At 64.0% G+C, this 18,724-nt stretch carries 17 protein-coding genes and 1 tRNA gene; 14 read left to right on the top strand and 4 right to left on the bottom strand.

The features are described from left to right. The first annotated feature begins 64 nt into the window (after window positions 1-64). From ACOHWE_RS06215 to ACOHWE_RS06165, 11 genes are all read left to right on the top strand, one after another. On the top strand, window positions 65-790 hold the full coding sequence (locus tag ACOHWE_RS06215; protein WP_420665006.1) for a uroporphyrinogen-III synthase: 726 nt from the start codon (window positions 65-67) through the stop codon (window positions 788-790). Between the two features lie 51 nt (window positions 791-841). After that, complete coding sequence (locus tag ACOHWE_RS06210) at window positions 842-2,299, top strand: COG4223 family protein (protein WP_420665004.1); 1,458 nt, start codon at window positions 842-844, stop codon at window positions 2,297-2,299. A gap of 13 nt (window positions 2,300-2,312) precedes the next feature. Next, the gene (locus ACOHWE_RS06205; RefSeq protein ID WP_420665003.1) at window positions 2,313-3,821 is read left to right on the top strand and encodes a heme biosynthesis protein HemY; all 1,509 of its coding nucleotides are present in this window, start codon (window positions 2,313-2,315) and stop codon (window positions 3,819-3,821) included. Window positions 3,822-3,894: 73 nt separating this feature from the next. Next, a tRNA-Thr gene (locus ACOHWE_RS06200) sits at window positions 3,895-3,970 on the top strand. A 292-nt stretch (window positions 3,971-4,262) separates the two neighbouring features. After that, complete coding sequence (locus ACOHWE_RS06195) at window positions 4,263-4,691, top strand: TetR family transcriptional regulator C-terminal domain-containing protein (RefSeq protein ID WP_420665001.1); 429 nt, start codon at window positions 4,263-4,265, stop codon at window positions 4,689-4,691. Between the two features lie 908 nt (window positions 4,692-5,599). Further along, the gene (locus ACOHWE_RS06190) at window positions 5,600-7,225 is read left to right on the top strand and encodes a long-chain-fatty-acid--CoA ligase (protein WP_420664999.1); all 1,626 of its coding nucleotides are present in this window, start codon (window positions 5,600-5,602) and stop codon (window positions 7,223-7,225) included. Between the two features lie 123 nt (window positions 7,226-7,348). Further along, window positions 7,349-8,185, top strand: a complete 837-nt coding sequence (locus ACOHWE_RS06185; RefSeq protein WP_420664997.1) for an OmpA/MotB family protein — start codon at window positions 7,349-7,351, stop codon at window positions 8,183-8,185. 124 nt (window positions 8,186-8,309) lie between these two features. Further along, complete coding sequence (locus tag ACOHWE_RS06180; RefSeq protein WP_420664995.1) at window positions 8,310-9,623, top strand: flagellar hook protein FlgE; 1,314 nt, start codon at window positions 8,310-8,312, stop codon at window positions 9,621-9,623. 46 nt (window positions 9,624-9,669) lie between these two features. Beyond that, window positions 9,670-11,118, top strand: coding sequence for a flagellar hook-associated protein FlgK (gene flgK, locus ACOHWE_RS06175; RefSeq protein ID WP_420664993.1), 1,449 nt, complete (start codon window positions 9,670-9,672; stop codon window positions 11,116-11,118). A gap of 3 nt (window positions 11,119-11,121) precedes the next feature. Then, on the top strand, window positions 11,122-12,129 hold the full coding sequence (locus ACOHWE_RS06170; RefSeq protein WP_420664992.1) for a flagellin: 1,008 nt from the start codon (window positions 11,122-11,124) through the stop codon (window positions 12,127-12,129). Continuing rightward, window positions 12,126-13,229 carry a flagellar basal body P-ring protein FlgI gene (locus tag ACOHWE_RS06165; RefSeq protein WP_420664990.1) on the top strand — a complete coding sequence of 368 codons (1,104 nt, stop codon included), beginning with the start codon at window positions 12,126-12,128 and terminating at the stop codon, window positions 13,227-13,229. The genes ACOHWE_RS06170 and ACOHWE_RS06165 overlap by 4 nt, the downstream gene beginning before the upstream one ends. Before the next feature lie 433 nt (window positions 13,230-13,662). On the opposite strand, the gene fliP is transcribed toward ACOHWE_RS06165, so the two are convergent. The 4 genes from fliP to fliF are packed head-to-tail and all read right to left on the bottom strand — an operon-like array spanning window position 13,663 to window position 16,958. Next, window positions 13,663-14,406: a flagellar type III secretion system pore protein FliP gene (fliP, locus tag ACOHWE_RS06160; RefSeq protein WP_420664988.1), complete on the bottom strand. Its 744-nt coding sequence runs from the start codon at window positions 14,404-14,406 to the stop codon at window positions 13,663-13,665. Then, window positions 14,403-14,696, bottom strand: a complete 294-nt coding sequence (locus ACOHWE_RS06155; protein WP_420664986.1) for a FliM/FliN family flagellar motor switch protein — start codon at window positions 14,694-14,696, stop codon at window positions 14,403-14,405. Before ACOHWE_RS06155 ends, fliP begins: the two co-directional genes overlap by 4 nt. After that, window positions 14,689-15,288 carry a FliH/SctL family protein gene (locus ACOHWE_RS06150; protein ID WP_420664985.1) on the bottom strand — a complete coding sequence of 200 codons (600 nt, stop codon included), beginning with the start codon at window positions 15,286-15,288 and terminating at the stop codon, window positions 14,689-14,691. The genes ACOHWE_RS06155 and ACOHWE_RS06150 overlap by 8 nt, the downstream gene beginning before the upstream one ends. Beyond that, complete coding sequence (gene fliF / locus ACOHWE_RS06145) at window positions 15,288-16,958, bottom strand: flagellar basal-body MS-ring/collar protein FliF (protein ID WP_420665905.1); 1,671 nt, start codon at window positions 16,956-16,958, stop codon at window positions 15,288-15,290. The genes ACOHWE_RS06150 and fliF overlap by 1 nt, the downstream gene beginning before the upstream one ends. 118 nt (window positions 16,959-17,076) lie before the next feature. Between fliF and ACOHWE_RS06140 the strand changes: the two genes are divergently transcribed. The 3 genes from ACOHWE_RS06140 to ACOHWE_RS06130 are packed head-to-tail and all read left to right on the top strand — an operon-like array spanning window position 17,077 to window position 18,689. Further along, a complete protein-coding gene (locus tag ACOHWE_RS06140; protein ID WP_420664983.1) occupies window positions 17,077-17,604 on the top strand; it encodes a flagellar basal body-associated FliL family protein in 528 nt (175 codons plus the stop codon). A gap of 9 nt (window positions 17,605-17,613) precedes the next feature. Then, complete coding sequence (locus ACOHWE_RS06135) at window positions 17,614-18,069, top strand: hypothetical protein (RefSeq protein WP_420664981.1); 456 nt, start codon at window positions 17,614-17,616, stop codon at window positions 18,067-18,069. Beyond that, on the top strand, window positions 18,069-18,689 hold the full coding sequence (locus ACOHWE_RS06130; protein ID WP_420665903.1) for a MotE family protein: 621 nt from the start codon (window positions 18,069-18,071) through the stop codon (window positions 18,687-18,689). The genes ACOHWE_RS06135 and ACOHWE_RS06130 overlap by 1 nt, the downstream gene beginning before the upstream one ends. Window positions 18,690-18,724: the final 35 nt, after the last annotated feature.

The raw sequence follows: 18,724 nt of genomic DNA, 5'->3' as shown, positions 1-18,724 counted from the left end.
CCGTTGCATTGAATTGGCGCCGGGGCTACCACCTTAACGGCGAGCAAACAACTGGGAGCAAGCGATGGCGGGCCTGTTGATGACGCGCCCGCTGGAGGCGGCGCAGCGGTTCGTGGCCAGCCTGCCGGGGGCGGCGCTGGACGGGCTGGAGGTGATCTATGCGCCGCTGATCTCCATCGAACCGGTTGCCAGGCCGCTGGAACTGGGTCCGGCCCAAGCGGTAATCTTTACATCAGCAAACGGCGTGGCGGCCGCTTCACGTGAAACCAGCAGGCGCCTGCCCGCCTACTGCGTCGGCACCCGCACCACTCGGGTTGCCGCGGCCGAGGGCTGGCAGGCTGTCTGCGCCGGTGCCACGGCGGAGCAGCTGGTCGCGAACCTCATCCGGAACAAGCCGTCCGGCCCGCTATTGCATCTGCGCGGCAGCCATGCCCGCGGTGAGGTTGCGCAACGGCTCAACGCCGCCGGGAACGAATGCCGCGAGCAGGTCGTTTACCATCAGGAGCTGAAACCGCTGAATGACCGGGCGCTTGAGGCACTTGCAGCGCGAGACGGCGTGATCGTGCCGCTTTTTTCGCCCCGGACCGCGCAGCAGTTTGCCGTTTTCTGCGCAAAGGCGCCCAATCTGCACCTGATTGCCCTAAGCGAGGCGGTGGCGGTGCCATTGAAAGGCTTGAATTGCAAGACGTTGCGGGTATGTACTTCGCCGGATGCCATGGCCATGGCGCAGGCTGTCCAGGATGCCGCAGCCGGCCTGCGGCGGCTTGAGGACGGGGGGGCTGCGCAGTAATGTCCCGGGGTGTTCGCGCAAATGAATTTGGTAATCTGAGGGGAGGCCGGCGTGGCTGACAAGAAAACTCCGGAAGAATTGAACGAGCCCGGCCCCGCCGCAGCGGAAGCAGGCAAGGCTGCCCCGGATACCGGCGCCGAAGGCAATCCGGAAGCGAAGAAGCCGCGCGAGGCAGCCGAAGCGGAGGTTGACGCAGGCGCGCTCCAGGAGTCCTCTCAGACCGAGACCGAGACCGAGACCGAGACCGAGACCGAGACCGAGACCGAGACCGAGACCGAGACGGAACCGTACTTGGAGGAAAGCGCGACACTGGCCGATCCGGCAATCATGCCCTCCACGGAAGCGGAGGAAGCCGCCGGAGAGGAAGCAGGTGAAGCCACCAAGGAGGCAGACCCTGCCGCTCCCGCCTACGCCTCCAGCGTTGAAGGCAGCGACTCTGGTGACACATGGCGCGATGAGAATGGCACCGCTGACGCTCCCGAGGCTGCTGCGGCGCCCGTGCCCGTGGAACGCATCGTCGAGAAACGCGGCGGCTTTGGCGCCGCGCTGCTTGGCGGCGTGGTGGCTGCGGTTCTGGGCTTTGCCGCTGGGCAGGCAGGGTTGCTCGATCGGCTCCTGCCCGAGACGATGCGGTCTGGCCGCAGCGGCGAACTCGCGGCGCTGGCTGAGGCACATGCCGAACTGGAGGCGCAGGTGGCGGAGCTCCAGGAAGCGGCCGCCGCCCGCCCGGTCACCGACCTGCAGCCGCTCGAGCAGCGCGTGGATGAGCTGGCGGCCAGTCTCGAAGGCCTGAGCGAAGGGCAGGGCAGCAGTGGCGAGGCGCTCGCTGCCGAGATCGAAGCGCTGACTGACCGGCTGTCCGAGCTGGAAACCCGCCCGCTTACTGAGGGCGCCTCCGCCGAAGCAGTGGAAGCATTCGAGGCCGAGCTGGCCAAACTGCAGGACAGCTTCACCGTACAGCGCACCGAGGTGGAACGGATGCTGGACGAGGCCCGCGCCGCCGAAGCCGCCAGCGCCGAGAACGCGCGCCTTGCCAGCGCCCGCACCATGCTGGCGCGGCTGCGCGCTGCGCTCGATGCCGGCAGCAGCTATTCCGGCGTGATCGCGGATTTGGGCGCGGTGGGCGTCGAAGTGCCGGAACCCCTGTCGGCCCATGCCGATACCGGCGTTGCGACCCTTGCCAGCCTGCGCGACAGTTTTGCTCCTGCCGCGCGGGAAGCGCTGGCTGCGGCACGGGACGAAGACACGGGCACCGGCATCACCGCCTACATCCAGCGCCAGCTGGGCGCGCGCTCGGTTGCCCCGCGCGAGGGCGATGACCCGGATGCAGTGCTGTCGCGTGCTGAAGCGGCCGTGAAGGCCGGCAATCTGGACGAAGCCTTGCAGGGGCTGGAGATGCTGTCCGGGGAGGCGCGCAAAGCGCTTTCGGGCTGGGAGGCCGCCGCCAGGGCGCGCCTGGCCGCAGTCGCCGCCGCCGATGACCTGGCCCAACGCCTGAACGACAAATAAGGAAGCCGCCGATATGCTCTGGTCCCTGTTGAAGATCCTCGTTTTTGTCGCGATCGTGGCGGTCCTTGCCTTTGGCGCGTCGCTTCTGATGGAAACTGCGGGCGGTGTGCAGATCACCGTCGCGGGCACGGAATACACGCTGAGCGCGCTGCAGTCGGTGATTGCGCTGGCGGTGCTGGTGCTGTTGGTCTGGCTGTTTTTCAAGCTGCTGTCGCTCCTGGCGGCGACGCTGCATTTCCTCAACGGCGATGAAACCGCACTTTCGCGCTATTTCGACAAGAACCGCGAGCGCAAGGGGTTCAAGGCGCTGTCCGACGGGATGATGGCGCTCGCTTCGGGCGAGGGGCGGCTGGCAATGGCCAAGGCTGCGCGGGCGGAGAAGTACCTGCAGAAGCCCGAGCTGACCGACCTGCTCACCGCGCAGGCCGCGGAGATGGCGGGCGACACCCACAAGGCGGCCGAAGCCTACAAGCGCCTGCTGGCAAACCAGTCCACCCGCTTTGTCGGCGTGCGCGGCATCATGCGGCAGAAGCTTTCCGAAGGCGATCAGGAGACTGCGCGCCAGCTGGCCGAAAAGGCGCTGGCGCTGCGCCCGCGCCACGAGGAGGTGCAGGACACGCTGCTGCGTCTGCAGGCTCAGGCTGAGGATTGGCCGGGTGCGCGCAAGACGCTGGCGACCAAGCTCAAGACAGGCACCTTGCCGCGCGATGTCTACAAGCGCCGGGACGCGGTGCTGGCGCTGTCCGCGTCCCGGGCGATCCTCGAAGGCTCGGCCACGCCCGAGCAGCTGGACCAGGCGATCGAGGCCAACCGCCTGTCGCCGGATCTCGTTCCAGCCGCGGCGCTGGCGGCACGGGCCTATGTGGCCAAGGGCAAGGCGCGCCCGGCAGTGCGCCTGCTGAAGAAGGCCTGGGAGACCCAGCCGCACCCGGATCTGGCCCAGGCCTTTGCTGCCATCGAGCCGGAGGAAAGCCCCTCGGCCCGGGTGCAGCGCTTCGAGCATCTGGCGCGGCTGGCGCCGCATCACGAGGAAACCCGCCTGGTGATGGCCGAGCTCAACATCGTGGCGGAGGATTTTCCGGAGGCCCGCCGCTGGCTGGGCGATTTGCCCGACCGCGCACCGGACTCCCGGGCGCTGACGCTGATGGCCGCCATCGAGCGCGGGGAGGGCGCCGACGACATGGTAGTGCAGGGCTGGCTCACCCGGGCGCTGACCGCGCCGCGCGGGCCGCAGTGGGTGTGCGGCAACTGCAACCACATCCACGCCGAATGGGTGCCGGTCTGCGAGCATTGTTCGAGCTTCGACACGCTGGCCTGGAAGCGGCCGGAGACGCCGGAAATCGCGAACCTTGCTACCGCGCATATGCTGCCGCTGATCACCGGCAAACCTGAGGTGCCGGAGGCAGAGGAAGCGCCGGAAGAGGACCATCTGCCCGCCGCCGCGAAACCCGCCGCAGCGTCTGAGCCAGACCAAACGCTGACCGCTCAGGGGAACGCGGACGAGCCGAAAGCCGCCATTTAGGGCTTTCCCAAACGGCGCGCCAATGCTATGAGCGCGCCGCATAGCCCTTTCGAACCGCGCGCCGGTTCCGGGCGCCGCTGTAGCTCAGCTGGTAGAGCACGTCATTCGTAATGATGGGGTCGGGGGTTCGAGTCCCTTCAGCGGCACCACCTTTCCTACCAAAGCATTGTTCGGCATCAGCTTTTTCTCGTGCTACGGCGGAGCGCAGAATAAATTGGAGACCATTTCGCGCGGCTAAGAACCTGTCCCGGTTTGTTGCCGCTTATTCGATCGCATTTTTTGCTGGCGGCTGCGATCGTTTGACACCGATCAGGCGATTGAACAGGCGATGCTGCTGTTTTGGGAGCGGGGATATGAAGCCGCGTCCATGACCGAGCTCAGTGCTGCCATGGGGTTGATCCCCCCAGCATCTACGCGGCCTTGGCAGCAAGCAGGCACTGTTTGAACGGTGCGCGGCCCCAATATGCGCAGAGTGTAGCGGCCTACGCCCCCTGCGTTCTTGGCGAGGAAGCAACCGCCGCAAAGGCACTGCGCTGCTATGTGTCGGAGGCCATCGAGGGATTTTGCGCGGAAGAGAGGCCAAAAGGCTGTTTGCTTGTCAGCGCCGCAACCAATTGCAGCAAAGGCAGCACCAGCGTGCAGGATCTTCTTGCCGGATACAGGCAAGCCAGCGAAGCAATGACTGCAGACCGGATCCGGCGCGGTATCGAGGAAGGAGACATGCCTGAACCCACCAAACCGGATCTGTTGGCAGAATATGTTTCGGTACTGATACAGGGGCTTGCTGCGCAAGCCCGTGACGGGGCGGCAGTTGAGGAATTGCACGGGGTGGCAGAACTTGCGCTCGGACAGGTTGCGGTTTCACTCTAACGGTACAGGAGGCCAATTTCTGGCTTTCTTCCACACCTAGCCAATACAGCCAGGAAATTCTGGCCGGGACCGAAGTACCCGCGGAATTTCGACTAGCATTAGACCTGTTCCGCACCCATCCACTATAGCAGCAGTATTGTTCGCCTGTCTCACGACTACAGGTGATTTTTCTGCAGGTTGCCAAATTGCTGCAGTTCCTTTTTTTTCGATGCCGCGCTTGGTGTGTGCACGCGGCAGCCATTTGACGGGCCTGAAACAGGTCGGAATCTGCGCTTCACTGCGTCTGGCATTATTTTCGGCTTTCGCGACATCGCCAGAACTTTGCAAGGACCGGTGCCTGTTCAAAGCGGATTTCCTATACATTCCGAATTGTTCCTGCGGCGAACGGCTGCATGGGCCCGCAAGGAAGACATTCAAGCACTGATGCCTTCGCAATAATCTGCGAAGGCGTGTGCGCTCCAAGAAGTCGGTTACAGAGTGTCGTTACCTGCGTCACAAATCCGGCAAGTTGCTTGAGTCACCTGTGGTTTCATGACCAGGTGAGCTAAGCCGCATTTGTGGACCATCCCGCAGGTGTCATATTGCATCTGGTGCGATCAAACATTGGGATTCGATGTAGCACCTGTCCGGTGCTTCTCCGGATGAAAGAGGCCAAATCCAGCGAATTCGCTCCGCCCGCCGCCTCGCGCCGCTCTCGCCCGCAGGGACCCCTTCCTTGCCAAGCCATACCTGCTGCATAGTGGTTGTCTTCTTTTAGTGTCTGCCGCTTTCGGCAGGCTACTTGCGCGCTAATCCTTTGTTTGACGCAGCGTTGGGCGCGCGCCGCTTTTGTCCGCCCGCTACGCTCCGGCGCAAATCGCGGCGCGCCAAAGCCCGCGCGCCGCGGAAACAGGGAGGAATGAGGCCTGATGCTTGGCAAGATGATGCACCAACCGCTCACCATCAGCTCGCTGATTGCACATGCCGCCCGTTATCACGGAGGCACCGCGGTGGCCTCGGTGGAAACTTCGGGCGGGATGGAGCACACCACCTGGGGCGAAGTCGAGGCACGCGCCCGGAAGCTTGCAAGCGCGCTGCACCGGCTTGGGCTGAGACAGGGCACCCGCTGCGGCACGATTGCATGGAACAACCGCCGCCATCTTGAGATCTATTTCGGCGCGGCAGGCGGCGGTATGGTCTGCCACACCCTCAATCCGCGCCTGCCCGCGGAGCAGCTGATCTATATCCTGAATAATGCCGAAGACGAGGTGCTGTTCATCGACGCCACCTTCGTGTCCGCGGTGAGCCAGCTGCGGCAGCAGATTCCTTCGCTTAAGCACATCGTCCTGATGGGCCCATGGGACGAAGATGCGGCGGAGCAGATTCCTGGTCTGCTGTTCTATGACGAGCTGCTTGCAGCCGAGAGCGAAGATTTCACCTGGCCCGAACTCGACGAGACCTTGCCTTCTAGTCTCTGCTATACCTCGGGCACCACCGGCCACCCGAAGGGCGTGCTTTATACCCACCGCAGCACCGTGCTGCATTCGCTGGGCGGCAACCAGCCCGACGGGCTTGCCATTGCGGCGCGGGATTCGGTTTTGGCAGTGGTGCCGATGTTCCACGTGAACGCTTGGGGTGTGCCCTATATCGCCGCCGCGGTGGGGGCCAAGCTGGTGCTGCCGGGACCGTTCCTCGATGGCGAAAGCCTGGTGCGCCTGATCGACAGCGAGCGTGTCACCCTGGCGCTGGGAGTGCCGACGATATGGATGGGTCTGCTGCAGGCTCTGGAGAAGACCGGCAGCAAGGCCGAAAGCCTGGAACGCACGGTGGTCGGCGGCTCGGCTTTGCCGACGGTGATGATCCCGGCTTTCCGCGACAAGTACGGGGTGGAGCTTATCCACGCCTGGGGCATGACGGAAACCAGCCCGCTCGGCACGCTGAACCAGCTCCTGCAGAAACACGAGGCGCTGCCGGAGGCGGAGAAGGCTGCGCTGCGCGAGGGCCAGGGGCGGCCGCCCTTCGGCGTCGAGCTGCGCATCGTGGACGAAGCGGGCCAGCCGCTGCCCGAGGACGGCAGGACGCAGGGAGAGCTGCAGATCCGCGGCCATTGGGTGGTCGACACCTATTACGGCCAGGACGCCCCGGCGCTGACCGAAGACGGCTGGTTCGGCACCGGCGATGTCGCCACCATCGACCCGGACGGGTATATGATAATCCGCGACCGCTCTAAGGACATCATCAAATCCGGCGGCGAGTGGATCTCCACCGTAGAGCTCGAGGACATCGCGATGTCGCATCCCAAGGTGGCGCAGGCGGCAGCGATAGCGGCCCGGCATCCGAAATGGGACGAGCGCCCAGTGGTCATTGCCATCAAGGCGGACCCGTCTCTCCGCGAGGCGGAGCTGCTCGCGCATTACGACGGCAAGGTCGCCAGCTGGCAGGTGCCGGACAAGGTGGTCTTTGTCAGGGAGCTGCCGCTGGGCGGCACCGGCAAGGTATTGAAAAACCGTTTGCGCGAAAGATACGGCCGCGTCCTGTTGAACGGCTCCAGCTGAACCTGCGCCGTTGCCGCGCTTCCCGCAAAGGGGCGGCGTTAACTGCCGGCAAATTTAACTGTTAAGCCGTGTTTAACAGCCCGCCTGCTATCCCGGTACTGGGTGAAAATAGTGGTGGTGGATATGAGCGCACAGAGCAATGTGGCGCCCATTATCATCAAGAAGAAAAAGTCAGGTGGTGGCGATGGCCACCACGGCGGCGCATGGAAGGTGGCTTACGCCGACTTCGTGACCGCGATGATGGCCTTCTTTATGCTGATGTGGCTGCTGAACGCGACGACCGAAAAACAACGCAAAGGGCTGGCGGATTACTTCTCGCCTTCGATTCCGCTGAGCCGGGTCTCCGGCGGCGGCCACGGTGCCTTCCAGGGCGACAGTATGTTCACCGAGGACATCCAGTTGCATACGGGTACCGGCGCTACTGATGCATACCCCACGGATGCGCAGAAGGCACAGGGCGAAAGCGGTATTGACGCCGATGCCGAGGTCGAGAAGCAGAACGACTCTTTCCGCGCCGTTGAAGAAGAGCTCTCGGGCCGCTCCGGCGAAAGCATGGTCTCCACCGAAATGGCCCGCCACATAGTCACCCGGGTGACGGACGAGGGGCTGATTATCGAGCTGTTCGCAACCCCCGATGCGCCGCTGTTCGAGGACGGCCGCGCCGCGCCGACGCCTCTGTTCCGGGACCTCGTGCAGATGGTGGCGCGGGTCTCGGGCAGCGTGACCAGCAATATCGCCATCGGCGGGCACATACGCTCCCACCCGGTGGTGCTGGCCGACAATCCGGTCTGGGAGCTGTCCCAGGCGCGAGCGGGCACCACCCGCAAGCTGCTCGAATCGGAAAATCTCGCAGCGGGGCGGATTCACCGGGTGACCGGCCACGCCGACCGGAAGCTGGCCGTGGCGAACCCGATGTCGGCCCGCAATGACCGGGTCGAGATCATCCTGTTGCGCGACTAACTCATTGATATCACCTGATAGGGTGGCTGACCGATAGATCAGATTGTATCTGTTAGCCGCCCGTTAATCGCTCTCGCGCTAGCTGTTGCATCCAGAATGATTAGATGCAGCAGAAAGGCGTGCTATGACCATTTCTTCGTCGCTGAACGCGGGCGTTTCAGGATTGAGCGCCAACGCCAGCAAACTGGCCTCCATTTCCGACAACATCGCCAACTCCGGGACCCGCGGCTACAAGCGGGTGCAGACCGATTTCCATTCGATGGTGATGACTTCCACCGGAGGCGGCACCTATTCCGCCGGCGGGGTGCGCTCGACGACGGTGCGGATGATCGACGAACGCGGCCCGCTGGTGTCGACCAACAATGCGACTGACCTCGCGGTGCGCGGCCGCGGTATGCTGCCTGTGGCTTCAATCACCGATGTCGAAGCCGGCAATGGCGACCCGACCATGATGCTCACCACGACCGGCTCCTTCCGTACCAATGAGGACGGTCTGCTGACCACCGAATCCGGCCTGGTCCTGCTGGGCTGGCCCGCTGAGGCCGACGGCACCGTGCCCGACGGCCCGCGTGACACCACCCAAGGGCTTGAGCCGGTGCACTTGAATACCAACAAGCTGTCCGGCGAGCCGACCACCGAAATCTCTGTCGGCCTGAACTTGCCTGCCACTTCCACCGAGGTCGACGCCGCTGGCGGCGACGAGGAGCAGATCGTCGAATATTATGACAACGTGGGCCGGGCGGAATCGCTCACCATCACTTTCTCGCCCACCGTGCCGACGGCGCCGGCCACCGATCCCTCTAACGAATGGACGATGACGATCACCGATTCGGCGACCGGAGCCACTGCTATCGGCGAATACACGATTACCTTCGATGACAGCCGCACCGGCGGAGGCACCCTGGCCTCGGTCGCCACCACCACCGGCGGCACCTATGATGCCACCACCGGAAGCATCATCGTAAACGTCGCGGGCGGCCCGATGGAAATCGACATCGGCTTGATCGGGGATGACGACGGTCTGACCCAGCTCGCTGACCGGTTTGCCCCCGCCCAGATTTCGAAAGACGGTTCCCCCGTGGGCAATTACACCGGGGTCGAGATCGATGAGTCCGGCTACGTGCGGGCGAAATATGACACCGGCGCCAGCCTCGTCGTCTACAAGATCCCGCTGGTCGACTTGCCGAACCCGAACGGCATGGTCTCGATGGACCAGCAGACCTACCTGCCGTCCAGCGAAAGCGGCTCCTACTTCCTGTGGGATGCGGGCGACGGGCCGACCGGGGAGATCATGTCCTACGCTCAGGAGGAGTCCGCGGTCGATGTGGCCAATGAGCTCACCAATATGATCCAGACCCAGCGGGCCTATTCCTCCAACGCCAAAGTCATCCAGACGGTTGACGAAATGCTGCAGGAAACCACCAACATCAAGCGCTAAGGCGCTTGATGGGCTTTGATCCCGGACCCAGGAAAGCAGGCTGATCATGTCGATCTATTCCGCCCTCAACAGCGCGATGAGCGGGCTCTCTGCGGCCAGCCGCTCGTCGCAAGTGGTGTCAGAGAACCTGGCAAATGCCCTGACACCCGGCTACTCCCGCCGCACGCTGGAACTGCACAGCCCGGGCGACGCCGTAAACGGGGTTCGGATCGGGCATGTTAAACGGGTTACCGACCCCGGCCTGGTCTCCAGCCGCCGCGTCGCCGAGGCTGATTTTGGCGTCGCCAAGGCGCGGGCCGATTTCTTTAGCCGGATGTCGGCCCTGGTTGGCACTGTAGACGACGAATCCTCCGTGGCGTCGCAGCTGTCAGATTTTGAAAGCTCGCTGATCGAGGCGGTGTCGCGGCCGGACTCCGCACCGCGCCTGAACGACCTGTCCGTGAAGGCGGAATCGCTGGCCGGTACGATCTCCCGTGCTGCTGACGGATTGCGCACGCTGCGAGTTTCCGCGGACAGCGCGATCGACAATCAGGTCGACAAAGTCAACCAGGCTCTGAAGGAAATCGAGCGCCTGAACGCCCGCATCATGGTGGTCGAGGCGGGCGGTATGGACGCGGTGTCCATGCACGACCAGCGCGACCAGCTGGTCGATCAGGTGAACGAGATCATTCCGGTCAGCATCATGATGCGCGACAATGGCCAGATTGCACTCTACTCCGAAGGCGGCGTGAAGCTGATTGATGGCAAGGCCGCGGAGGTGAGCTTCAACCCGACCCGGGATATCATGCCCCATATGACCCAGGCCGGCGGCCATCTCTCGGGGCTGGAGATTGATGGCAAAGCCATCGACACCTCCTCCAGCAGCCCTCTGCGCGGCGGAACGCTGATCGCCCGGTTCGAAATCCGCGACGTGGATGCGGTGAACGCGCAGGAAGATCTGGACGCGATGGCGCGCGACCTGATCGAGCGGTTCCAGGATCCCACGCTCGACACCACTTTGGGGGCCACTGATGCCGGGCTGTTCACTGATGACGGCGGCTTCTTCGATGCCACCAACACCGTCGGCATCGCCAACCGGATCGAGCTGAACGACCTCGTCGCGCTCGGCGGCCAGGCGGAGACCTGGCGGTTCCGCGACGGGCTCAATGCCACGGGTCCCGGAAACCCCGGCGATTCGAGCCTGCTGCAGGGCTATTCCGACGCGCTGAGCACGGTGAGGACGGTGTCCTCCGCGGGGCTCGGCACGGCGGACATGACCGCGACCACGCTGAGTGCCAACCTTCTGTCGCGCTTTGCCCAGGATGACGAGACCGCGTCCCGCGCATCGGCCTTTGCTGCCACCAGTTTCAACGAGCTGAGCACAGCGGAACTGGCGATGGGCGTGGATACCGATGCAGAGCTGCAGAACCTGATGCTGGTCGAGAAGGTCTATGCCGCCAACGCCCGGATGCTTTCGGTTGTTGACGAGCTGATGGAAACGCTTTTGAGGATCTGACGGATGATCATTAAATCCTATGGCGACATGGCGCAGCACTTGTTCCTGCGCAGCCGCAATGCGGAGCTGAAGGAAAACATCAGCACGCTCTCCGAGGAATTCGCCACCGGCAAGACCGCCAATATCACCGAGCGTCTGGGCGGTGATTTCACCTATCTTGCCGACATTGAAAATACGCTGAGCCGATTGGACAGCTACAAGGTCGCCAACGGCGAGGTGCAACTGTTTGCCACCGCGACCCAGGGCAGCCTCGAGAAGATACAGTCTCAGGTGCTGTCCCTGCGCAACGATATCCTGTCGATGAGCCCAAGCATGGACGGTGCTAAGATTGACCAGTTTTCCAGCCAGGCACGCCAGCAGCTCGAAAGCGCGATCAGCTCGCTGAATGGCTGGGCCGGTGGCCGCAGTTTGTTTGCCGGCACCGCCACAAATGTCTCGCCGTTGGACGACGCAGACACGCTGATGACAGCGCTGGTTGCCGAGGTAGGCGGCCTGACCACCAGCGACGACATCATTCAGGCGGTGAAAGACTGGTTCGCCGACCCCGCTGGGTTCGATACGGTCATGTACAACGGCTCGGCCTCCTCGCTGCAGCCGGTGCAGGTCGGCGAAGGCGAGCAAGTCTCGCTCGGACTGAGGGCTGACGATCCTGATCTAAAACATGCCTTGCAGAGCTATGCCATCGCGATCCTGGCTAATGAGGACACTTTGGGGATCGGAGCAGAAGTCCAAGTGGAGATGATGCGCTCCGCCGGTATGGAACTGGCGACCAGCAACGACACGCTCATTGCTGTACAAGCGGATGTTGGCTTTATCGAGGGCCGGCTGGAAGCCGCGAAAGCCCGCACCGCAGCCACGAAAACCAGCCTCAGCATTGCCAAGAACAACCTGATCTCGGCCGACCCGTTCGAAACCTACACCCGCCTTGAGGAAGCTCAGGTTCAACTTGAGGGCCTTTACACGGTTACTTCCCGAAGCGCCAACCTTTCTCTGCTGAATTACATCTCATGAAGAAACTGCTGCATCTCCTACTCGCTTGCCTGATGCTGATGCCCGCCCTGGGTGAGGCGAGCACCATCCGGCTCAAGGATCTGGTGGAATTCGACGGCGTGCGCGGCAACGACCTGGTCGGCTATGGCCTCGTGGTGGGTCTCGACGGCACCGGTGACGGGCTGCGCAACTCGCCCTTCACCGAAGAGATTATGACCAACATCCTGGAGCGGCTCGGCGTCAACGTGACTGGCGAGCAGTTCCGGCCCAAGAACGTGGCGGCGGTCTTCGTGACCGCTACGCTGCCGCCCTTTGCCCGGGTGGGCAGCACCATCGATGTGACCGTCTCCGCAATTGGCGATTCCAAGAGCCTGCTGGGCGGCACCCTGATCATGACGCCGCTCAATGCGGCCGACGGGCAGATTTATGCCGTGGCCCAGGGCACAATCCTGGCGGGCGGCGCAGTGGCCGAAGGCGAGGCAGCGCGGGTCACCCAGGGCGTGCCGACCTCCGGCGGCATCCCCTCGGGTGCGCGGGTCGAACGGGAGATCGACTTCGACCTGGCATCGCTCTCTTCGATGCGGCTGGCCCTGCGTGAGCCAGATTTCACTACCGCAGGCCGGATCGAACGCGCAATCAACGCCGAATTCGGCCGTTCCGTCGCGATCATGCGCGATTCGGGCACGGTGGAAGTCGACATCGCCCGCACCAACACGCGCTCCACCGCGCACGCGGTGGGCCGGATCGAGAACATTCTGGTGGAGCCGCAGCGCAAAGCGCGGGTGGTGGTCGATCAGCGCTCGGGCACCATCGTGATGGGTAACGACGTGCGGATCTCACGCGTGGCTGTGGCGCAGGGCAATCTCACCCTGCGGATCGAGGAAGCGCCGCTCGCTGTGCAGCCCAACCCCTTTGCCGACGGTGAAACCGTGGTAGTGCCCCGCACTGGAGCCGCGATCGACGAGGACGGCATCCAGCTGGCCGAAGTCCCGGAAACCACGTCGCTTTCTGAGGTCGTCGGGGGGCTGAACGCGCTGGGCGTGTCACCGCGCGACATGATCGACATCTTGAAAAGCCTGAAGGCGGCCGGGGCGCTGCACGCTGAGTTCGTGGTCCGCTGACCTGGGCCGCGAAAGCAGAATGGGCAAACCCCGGAGCCGCGAGGCACCGGGGTCTTTTATTTGGAATTGCATTTTTCCGGCCTCTGGTCACGCGGCGATGCCGGCATCAGTGGCTACAGTGGCCTCAGTGGCGCCGGGGCATGCGGGTGGCAGCTGCACTCTCCGGCTCTCGGCTCTCCCCGGCGCGGGCTATTGAGCTTGTCCGGTGTCCGGTCCGGCGCATTCTCTTGCTTTACGGTGCAGCCGGCTGCGCACCTAGTCAGTTTTGACGGCCGCTGCCGCCGGCGCCGTATTGCGAGAGGGCAGCTGCGCGAGCCGGGACCGGCGCTTGACGCTGCCGCGGCTGCCAGCAGCCCGCGGAGACAGGGCAGGGCAGCGCAAAATCCCCGCAAGCCGGACTTGCGGGGGCGGAAGGCTGCGAATGACGCCGGGCTCAGGGGTAGTAGCTGCGCACCAGAGCGCTGGCGATCAGGCTCCAGCCATCAGCGACGACAAAGAAGGCCAGTTTGAACGGCAGCGAGACCACCGCGGGCGGCACCATCATCATGCCCATTGACATCAGGATCGCGGCCACCACGAGGTCGATCACCAGGAAAGGCAGGAAGATCAGGAAGCCGATCTGGAAGGCGCGGGAGATTTCCGAGAGCATGAAGCCCGGGATCAGCGCCGAGAGCGGTGCCTCGGGGGAGGGGTCGATGCCCTCGGTGCCAGGGCGCAGGTCCGCGATGGCGTAGAAGGTTTCGGGATCCAGCCGGCTGGCCATGAAGGCGCGGAAAGGCTCCAGCCCGCGGGCAATCGCTTCGCTCGGCTCCAGCTGCTCCTGCAGCAGCGGGCTGATCCCGGTTTCCCAGGCGGCGGTAAACACCGGCTCCATCACAAAATAGGTGAGAAACAGCGCGAGGCTCACAATGAGCATGTTCGGCGGCGCCTGCTGCAGCCCGATTCCCTGGCGCAGGATCGACAGCACAGTGATCAGGAAGGGAAAGCAGGTGATCATAATCAGCAGGCCTGGGGCCAGGCTGAGCACGGTGATCAGCAGGATGAGCTGGATCGAGCGGGCGGAAATCGATTCCCCGTCTGCCAGTGAGAGGCTCAGTTCTTGAGCCATGGCGGCATCCGGCGCGGCGAAGAAGGCCGCCGCCGCCAATACCGCCCAGACAATCGGCGTTCGTGTCATCCCAGCCCGCTTTGCAGATCGGCAATTTCCGTCAGCCGCACGGCGAGCTGGCCGGCTTGTTCGCCCTCCAGTTCCTCCAGCAGGCCACGCGCGACCAGGCGGTCTCCGACGTAAAGATCGACCGGATCTTCGACCCGTTTGTCCAGCGTCAGAATGGCGTTTTCGCCGAGGTTGACCAGATCGCGGATCAGCGGGCGGGCCTTGCCGACCGAGACCACAACTTCGACCGGCACTGAAACGAAGGGGTTGCCGGCATCGGGTTTCATGTTCAGCGGGGTGGAATCATCCATACTGGCTGTCCTCTTTGGCGTGATAAGTGAAGGCTGCGATCGATTCCTGGATCGAATCGATCAGGGCGTTGCAGTTGATTTCGCGTTCCGCCTCGCCGGCCCGCAGATAGGCCTGGCCCGGCGACAGTGCCGCATCTTCGCGCACCTTGACCGGCACCGCGAAGCTTTCCGGCAGGAGTTCGCGGACCGCGCCGGCTTCGCCGGGGGCGACCACGATCTGCATCGGCCCGCCAACGCGGCCGCGGGCCATGTCGGTGAGCTGATCGACGATGTGGTGGCCGAAGGAGGCCGCCATCGCGTCCGGCAGCACTGCGCTGGTCAGCACCTTGAACATCGGGTCGAGCGAATCGAGCAACTGACTTTGCGCCTCGTGATAGGTGAACTGCAGATCCTCCAGTGAGCTCGCCAGTTCGGTCGAGATCCGGGTGCTTTCCTGGTCTTTTGCCGTAACCGCATCGTCCCAGCCGGCACTGTAGCCCTTCTCGAAAGAAACCAGGCGCTGCTCTTCCATCTCTTCCTCTGAAATTCCGGGCTCGGCTTGGGCAGCTATCGGATCAACAGCAAAATTTTCCAAAAGATGGGCAATTGTCATCAGGCCCGCTCCTTTTTCTCTTCCAGCCAGCCGCGCAGAATCTGGACGGTTTCCTCCTGCCGCTCGCCGATCATACTGCGCAGACGCTCGACCGGGTCACTGCTGCCGCCGCCAAGCGCGGGCAGGCCGCCCATTCCCATCATGTCGCCAGTGCCCATGCCGCCCATCGGCTCGAACTGGCCGGGGTCGCCGCTCTCGATTTCGCCGTCGAGCGCGAGGTTGGCGCCGAGGTCGGGCGCGGTCATGAAGCCGCCGCCGCCAGTGTCCAGCCCGGGCAGGCCCGGCAGGGCGCCCTCGGCTTCGGGAACAGCCAGCGCCGGCGCGGCCGCGGACTTGTTGGACAGGATCGGGCGCACCACAAAGAGGCCCAGGATCAGGCTGACCAGCGCGAGCGCCCCGATCTGGATCAGCGACATCGCGTCGAAGTAGAGGTTGTCCATAAAGGAGGCGGTCGCCACCGTGCCCTGCGGTTCCACCGCGGGCAGTTCCATGGACTTGAGCGTGATCACGTCACCGCGCTCCGCGTTGAAGCCTACGGCGGCGGAGATCAGCTCCCGCATCGCGGCCAGTTCCTCCTCGGGGCGGGGCTGGAAAACGGTGGCGCCGGTTTCGTCCACCGTGGCGGTGCCATTCACCAGCACCGCGACGGTCAGGCGCTTAATGGCGCCGGGGCCGCGCAGGATTTCCTTCTGGGTTTCCGAGATCTCGTAGTTGACCCGCTCCCGGGTGGCGCTGGTATTGGCCTTGGAGCCTTCGCCCGCCGCCGCGTCCCCGTCGGGGATGTTGGAGGCGACGGTCACGTCTCCGGCCTGGTTTGTGGAGGAATCGGCGCGCTCCTCGACATCGGTGCTGACCGCGACGCGGCTTTTCGGGTCCACCCGCTTCTCGCGGATAGATTCGGTGTCGGTGACGGTTTCGACGCTGACTTCGACCACCGCGTTGCCATGGCCGACGCGGGCCTCGACGAGGCGCATCACGCGTTCGCGAATCGATTGCGAGCGGTCCTCGGTGCCCGCGCCGCCGGAGGCTGCGGCTTCGGGCGAACCGATCAGCGCGCCATTGGCGTCGATCACCGCCACGTTGTCCACGGCGAGACCGGTCACCGCGGAGGAGACCAGGAAGCGGATAGCGTTCGCCTGGGCCGGGGTGATCGGCGAACCCATCGGCACGATCGAGACCGAGGCAGTGGGCTCCACCGTGCGCTGGAAGGGGTTCGCACCGGTATTGGCGATATGCACGCGGGCCTGGCTCACATGCGGGCTGGCCACGATGGTGCGGGCCAGCTCGCCCTCCTTGGCGCGCCAGTAGGCGGCATCGAACATCTGCGAGGTGGTGCCGAAGCCGCTGAGCGAATCGAGCAGTTCGTAACCCTTGCCGCCATTTGCCGGCAGGCCTTCGCTGGCCAGTGTCATCCGCAGTTCGTCGCGCCGTTCTGCGGGCACGTAGATCGATCCGCCGCGCACTTCATAAGGGGTGCCGCGCTGTTCCAGCGACCGCACCACGTCTCCGGCCGTGCCGCTTTCCAGCCCGGCATAGAGCAGTTGCATGGATGGCTTGCTCGCCACATGGGACATTGCAAGGACGCTGAGAATCACGATCACCGTGGCCCCAACTGCAATCACGCGCTTGCGTGTGTCCATTTCTGCCCAGACATTCTTGATCTGCTGCACATTAACCTCCGTCACACCGGCGTTCTCTCCGGCTGCAACCCTTTTGCAGGATTGGCCTTAACATTCGGTTAGTTCCTCGCGGGTTATGTAGAAGCTGCACGACGTTTTAGGGATAGCCATGACAGACGCTGCAGCAGATATCGAAGCAGAAGACGCGCCCGCAAAGAAAAGCAAACTGCCCCTCATCATCGGGGTGGTGCTGGCAATTGCGGGTGCGGGCGGCGGTTTCTTCGCCGTTCAGTCAGGCCTTCTTCCCTTTGGTCAGAAAGCGGCCCCAGAACAGGCACCCGCGGCCAAAGCGGCGCCAGAAGGCGTGGACAGTGGCGAGACTTCGGCGGACATCGCCAATATCGCCTTCATCGAAATGGAACCGATCATGATTTCGCTGCGCAAGGGCGGCGGGGTCAACCACCTGAGGTTCCGCGCGCAACTTGAGGTCGGCATCGCCCATCAGGCCGAAGTCGAAAAAATCCTTCCTCGGGTCGTCGATGTCCTGAACAGCTACCTTAGAGCATTGGAGCTTGAAGATCTGACCGATCCGATGGCGCTGCCCAAACTGCGGGCACAGATGCTGCGGCGGATCAACATTGCCACCGGCCAGGGCCGGGTGCGCGATCTGCTGATCATGGATTTCGTTTTGAACTAGGAGGACGGGATGGAGATTATTGCTGATATCCTGCTGGCCGCCGGCGCGCTGGGTGCCGGATTCTATTGCCTGGTGCTGTCGCGGCGCCTGAAGCGTTTCAATGACTTGGAAAAGGGCGTTGGCGGCGCGGTGGCGGTGCTGTCGGCGCAGGTCGACGACCTGAACAAATCGCTCAATGCCGCGCGGCAGATGTCGGACGGCTCCAGCAAGGCGCTGGAGCAGCTCACCGGCCGCGCCGAATCGGTGGCGCAGCGGCTGGAACTGATGATGGCCTCGATGCATGACATTCCCGGTGCCGGGGAAGCCGCCGTCAAACCGGAGCCCAAGGCCAGGCGGGGCGAGGACGACGCGCTTGCCGCCGCGTATGAGGCTGACGGCCAGCCCGCCAAGGAGGACGGGGGTGAAGGCAAGCGCCAGGGGCTGATGTTCAAACGCCACAGCCGCAGCGGCAGCAAGGTGGCGTGATGGGGAAGAAGGCCAAGAAAACCCGGAATTACCGCCGCAGCGGCACCCTGATGACCATTGCGCTTCTGCTGATGGGATCCGCGGTGGTGCGGCTCGGCATGGAGGCCGGTCCGGCCATCGCGCGGGAGGTCGCAAGCCTGGGCGAGCCGGGCAAGGAAACCGTGGAAAAGCCCGATAGCGGCGCGCTGAAGGCCGAGGCGCTGCCCTCCTCGGCGGAACTGCAGACCATGCTCGCTGCTTTCCAGAAGCGCGAAGCTGCCCTGGCCGCCCGCGAGGCCGAGTTCGAGGACCGCATGAAGGCGCTCGAAATCGCCGACCAGGCGATCGACAAGAAACTCACTGCGCTCCGCGAGGCGGAAGAAAAGCTGCGCACCACACTGGCGCTCGCCGACGGCGCGACCGAGGCCGACGTGACCCGTCTTACCTCCGTATACGAGCAGATGAAGCCGAAGGAAGCCGCCGCTCTCTTCGAGGAGATGGATCCAGGATTCGCGGCCGGCTTCCTGGCCCGGATGCAGCCGGAAGCGGCGGCCGGAATCATGGCAGGGCTCAGCCCCGAAGCCGCGTATACCATCAGTGTGGTGCTGGCGGGGCGCAATGGCAGGGTGCCCAAGGAGTAGCGGCGGGTCCCGGGCTTAGCCTTTCCTTAGGAAGA

The sequence above is a fragment of the Cribrihabitans neustonicus genome, assembly GCF_048820895.1.
In the GTDB taxonomy this organism is placed as follows: Bacteria; Pseudomonadota; Alphaproteobacteria; order Rhodobacterales; family Rhodobacteraceae; genus Cribrihabitans_A; species Cribrihabitans_A neustonicus.
This window is presented reverse-complemented; position numbering and strand designations above follow the sequence as displayed.